The 1269-nt window shown below is 68.8% G+C and carries 1 protein-coding gene; it reads right to left on the bottom strand.

Annotation, left to right across the window (positions count from 1 at the left end; all coding sequences use genetic code 11):
• A partial coding sequence (locus tag AB0N07_RS51290; RefSeq protein ID WP_365847906.1) for a DnaB-like helicase N-terminal domain-containing protein occupies nt 1–493 on the bottom strand: 493 nt, incomplete at its 3' end.
• Nucleotides 494–1269 lie beyond the last annotated feature (776 nt).

Raw genomic sequence — 1269 nt, forward strand, 5'->3', positions numbered from 1 at the left:
TCTCCGCCACCTTGTAGATCTCGGACTGCGCCTCGTTGACGATCTCCTCGACCTCGCCGTCGCCCTGATACCCCAGCTGGGTGATCTTGGTGCCGGCGGTCACGAGGCGGCGCAGGACAGCCTTCTCCGCCACGATCTCCGCGTAGAAGCTCGCATTGGCGGCGGTGGGCACGGACTGGATCAGCTCGTGCAGCACGGCGGGGCCGCCCACGCGGCTCAGCTCCTGGCGCTTGTTCAGCAGGTCCGCCACGGTGACGGCGTCCGCGGGTTCACCGCGGCCGTAGAGGTCGATGATCGCCTCGTAGATCATCTCGTGGCTCGGCCGGTAGAAGTCGTGGCCGCGCAGCAGCTCCACCACGTCCGCGATCGCGTCCTTGGAGAGCATCATGCCGCCCAGCACCGAGCGCTCCGCCTCCAGGTCCTGGGGCGGCAGGAAGCGTTCAGAGGAACGGCCGCCGTCGTAGGAGCCCGAGTCTCCGTAGTTCTCAGTCAACGTCCGGAGACTCCCTTCCCACAGCCCGCACGACGGCGGCCCTCGCCGGTCTTCCCGGCCCTGATTCCTCTGTTGTCACCGCCCGTGCCGCCGCACCCTCCTGCAGGCGGACGGTGCGACGGTCCCCGGGGCGACGGTCCGAGCGGATGCGCGCCTGTCAGTGGTCACCTGCGGCCAATACCCGCCCTCGCGTTGGGGATACCACGCGACACTACGCGCGCCGTGGAGGCTGGGCAACCGCGTTTCCCACAGGCCTTGTGGACAACGTGTGGATTCGGCGGCGTGTCGTGTGGATCGGCTGGGGACCACGCTGGGGACAACCGCTCGGCCACTCCCAGAATCCGGCTCTGACCTGGGACGATGCGATCCCCAGGCCTGTGGAGGAAGATTCTCCACCCCCCTTTCGGCCCCATCGATCCGACTTGACAGCATCCTCGTTTGTGCCCTCATCACACCGCCTGGTACACGCCTATCCACACCGTCGTCCACACCCTCCACATCTGTGGACAACTCCTGTGGACAAGGTGCCCTGATCTGGGGACGGCGAAGTTGACAGCCTCTGCCCGCGGCCCCGGGTCCTCCCCGCGCCCACCTCTCCCGGCCGCCCCGGACCGCCCGGCACCGATGACCCACGCACGTCAGTGACCCGCCCCAGAGTCATTGGACGGAACGCGAGCACGGTGCTTGGGTGGACCCCGTCGTCGTGTCGTCCGCCACCGTGAGGAGAAGGCCTGACGCCCCCGGCCACCCCCGCCCCCTCCCCGGCCTCGCTCCCC

It is taken from the genome of Streptomyces sp. NPDC051172, from assembly GCF_040682555.1.
Taxonomy (GTDB): Bacteria; Actinomycetota; Actinomycetes; order Streptomycetales; family Streptomycetaceae; genus Streptomyces.